Source organism: Terribium retamae, assembly GCF_022347545.1.
GTDB lineage: Bacteria > Pseudomonadota > Alphaproteobacteria > Rhizobiales > Rhizobiaceae > Mesorhizobium > Mesorhizobium retamae.
In genome coordinates this window covers 1-3,166 of the sequence record NZ_JAKREW010000103.1, presented here as the reverse complement: position 1 = coordinate 3,166, position 3,166 = coordinate 1, and the positions used below count along the sequence as shown (strand labels likewise).

Here is a 3,166-nt window from a genome sequence, read left to right as displayed (position 1 = left end):
CCTCAGGCGTTCGTGCCTTTTGAAAGGTCCACTGGACCTTTCAATTCGCCTGCGGCGAACCAGGCCCTCACCCCCCGCAAGGGGGGAGATAGAGGCGCCGGCGCTCGGCCCCGGGCGTTCGAGCCTTTGAAGGTTAGGGGGAATTCACCTGCGGCGACCCAGGCCAGCACCCCATAAGGGGAGATAGGGCCGGGGCATCCTATCTCCTGCCTGCCTTACGCCCCGCAGACCGCCATCTGCCGTGCCTTCTTGCGCCCGCCGACGAAGACCAGCCCAAGTCCCGCCGCGGCGAGCAGGCCGCCAGTGATGGAGACGGCGGCGTAGCCGAGGCCGAGGCTGATGACGGCGGCGCCCAGCGCTGCGCCCAGCGCATTGCCGAGGTTGAAGGCGCCGACATTGATCGAGGAGGCGAGGCCGGGCGCTTCGGAGGCGGCTTCCATCACCCGCATCTGCACCGGCGGCACGATGGCGAAGGCTGCACCGCCCCAGACCAGCAGGCCGATGGCTGCGCCGGCGTGGCTGGCGAACAGCAGCGGCAGCACGAACATGATGGCCGCCAGCGCGCCGAGGAAGATCTTGGTGGCGCCGTCGAGCGACCAGTCGGCCAGCCGGCCGCCCAGCCAGTTGCCGATGGTGAAGCCGACGCCGATGAGCGCAAGCGCCAGCGTCACGAAGCTGCCGGAGGCGCCGGTCAGCGTTTCCAGGGTCGGCGCGACATAGGTGTAGAGCGCAAACATCGCGCCGGAGCCCATCACCGTGGTGGCCATGGACAGAAGCACCGCCGGCCGCGTCAGCACGCGCAGCTCGCGCTTCACGTCCGGCATCCGGCCGCGCTCGCCCTTCGGCAGGGCGAACCAGAGTGCCGTGATCGCGGCAAGGCCGATCACCGCCGTGCCGGCAAAGGCCATGCGCCAGCCGATCTGCTGGCCGACCCAGGTGGCGGCCGGCACGCCGCCGATATTGGCGATGGTCAGCCCCATGAACATGGCGGCCACGGCGCTGGCCTGCTTTTCCTTCGGCACGACGCTTGCTGCCACCACCGCACCCAGGCCGAAGAAAGCGCCATGGTTGAGGCTGGTGACGAGGCGGGCGGCGAGCAGGGTGAAATAGCCCGGCGCCATCGCCGACATCAGATTGCCGACGGTGAAGATGGTCATCAGAAGCATCAGCGCCGTGCGCTTGCCGAAGCGGCTGAAGGCCAGCGTCATGAAAGGCGCGCCGACCAGCACGCCGACTGCATAGGCGCTGATCAGGAGGCCGGCCGTCGGGATCGACACGTCGACCCCTTGCGCGATCACCGGCAGAAGCCCCATCGGCGAGAATTCGGTGGTGCCGATGCCGAAGGCGCCGATCGCCAGCGCCAGCAGCGCCAGCCGTGCGGAGAGGGCGGTGCCCTCCTTGGTATGCGTGAGTGTGCTGTTCATGATTTTGGCTCTCATGATGAAGGTGTGTGTTTACGCGTCCCAGTCCGGCGCCAGACCGGGAGGGGAGACGAGGCGGCCGTCGGGACGCGCCAGTCCGGCGATCGCCGCCATGTCGGCCTCGTCGAGGGTGAAGTCGAAGATGGCGATGTTCTCGGGCACGCGCGCCGGGTTCGCCGTCTTGGACAGCGCGATGAGGCCCTGCTGCACCAGCCAGCGCAGGCCGATCTGGGCAGCGCTCTTGCCGTATTTCGCGCCGATCTGCTGCGGCAGCCTGTCCTGCGGCACGGCGCCGTCGGCCATGCTGTAATAGGCGGTGACGGCAACGCCGGCTGCCTTGGCGGCAGCGACCAGCGTCCGCTGCGGCAGATAAGGATGCAGCTCCACCTGGTTGGTAACGATCGGCGCCGAAGACCGTTCGATCGATTCCCGCATCTGCGCGATGTTCTGGTTGGAGACGCCGACGAATTTGGTCTTGCCGGCCGCCTTCACCGCATCGAGCATGGCGATCTGCTCGGCGACTGGCACCTTGTCGGCCGGCCAGTGCAGCAGCAGCAGGTCGACCCGGTCGACCTTAAGCTTCTCCAGGCTCTCATCGACCGAAGCGGCGAATTTGCCCTCGCTGTAATTGTCGACCCACACCTTGGTGGTCAGGAACAGTTCGTCGCGCCGTGCCCCGGCGCGTTCCAGCGCCCGGCCGAGAGCCGTTTCGTTCTGGTAGATCTGCGCGGTGTCGAAATGGCGGAAGCCTGCCTCGAGCGCGGCCGGCACGACCCGCTCCACCTCGGCGTCCGTCATGCGGAACACGCCGAAGCCGAGAGCGGGAATTTCTGCTCCTTGGGCGGTGACGGTTAACATAGGTGATGTCCTTCTTGTTCTGTTTGGCCGCGCCTTGCGGCGCGCCGTGAATTCAGGTGATGCTCATCGGGCCTGTGCCGACGCTTGCGGCGCCCTGAGCGTGATTTCATCGTGACCCATCACATAAAGGCGCCGTCGGGGCTTGATAATGCGCCCGCTTTTCCCATCATCTGTGAAACGAAATCACAGGCGGGCGGAAGATGGACAATCGCACCGGTGAAATGCAGGTGTTCCTGCGCGTGGTGGAGGCGGGCAGTTTTTCGGAAGCCGCTCGGCTGCTGCGCCTGACGCCCTCGACGGTGAGCAAGCTGGTGTCGCGCATCGAGGCCCGCCTCGGCGTGCGGCTGATCGAGCGCTCGACCCGGGCGCTGTCGCTGACCGCCGAGGGCCAGCTCTACTACCAGCGCAGCCAGGCGCTGCTGAAGGAGCTCGACCTGATCGAGCAGGAAATCTCCTACGGCGCCGCAGCCACCGGCGGCACGGTGCGGGTCAATGTGTCGGTCGCCATCGGCGTGCTGGGCCTGGAACCCATCCTGCCCGAATTCTGGCGCGCCTATCCCAACATCGTCGTCGACCTTTCTTTGTCGGACGAGATGGTCGACCTCTATCTCGACCGCACCGACATCGCCTTCCGAGTCGGCGCGCTGGCGGATTCCGGCATGGTGGCGCGCCGCATCGGCACCTCGCGCCGCAAGATCGTCGCTGCCCCGTCCTATCTCGCGCGTCGGGGCGTGCCGCTGACGGTGGAGGACTTGTCGCGGCACAATTGCCTGGGCTTCAACTTCCGCCGCGCCGAGCCGGTCTGGCCGCTCAAGGAAAGCGGCCGCATCGTCGACCGCGTCGTCGCCGGCTCGCTGCTGGCCAACAATGGCGAGACGGTGCGGCGC

Annotated in this window: 3 protein-coding genes; 1 reads left to right on the top strand and 2 read right to left on the bottom strand. The window is 67.2% G+C overall.

What is annotated here, in order from left to right:
- Window positions 1–215: 215 nt before the first annotated feature.
- Together L4923_RS30665 and L4923_RS30660 are read right to left on the bottom strand one after the other, a co-directional pair.
- Window positions 216–1,424: an MFS transporter gene (locus L4923_RS30665; protein ID WP_239370866.1), complete on the bottom strand. Its 1,209-nt coding sequence runs from the start codon at window positions 1,422–1,424 to the stop codon at window positions 216–218.
- A gap of 30 nt (window positions 1,425–1,454) precedes the next feature.
- Window positions 1,455–2,279 (bottom strand): aldo/keto reductase, encoded by an 825-nt coding sequence (locus L4923_RS30660; protein WP_239370865.1) that lies wholly within the window; start codon window positions 2,277–2,279, stop codon window positions 1,455–1,457.
- Window positions 2,280–2,479: 200 nt separating this feature from the next.
- Here L4923_RS30660 and L4923_RS30655 point away from each other — a divergent pair.
- Window positions 2,480–3,166 (top strand): LysR family transcriptional regulator (locus tag L4923_RS30655; protein WP_239370864.1); only part of this gene is annotated, 687 nt, incomplete at its 3' end.

Bases quoted from the DNA above. Each gene is read 5' to 3' on its own strand.
- L4923_RS30665 (WP_239370866.1), bottom strand. From the start codon at position 1,424: ATGAACAGCACACTCACGCATACCAAGGAGGGCACCGCCCTCTCCGCA.
- L4923_RS30660 (WP_239370865.1), bottom strand. From the start codon at position 2,279: ATGTTAACCGTCACCGCCCAAGGAGCAGAAATTCCCGCTCTCGGCTTC.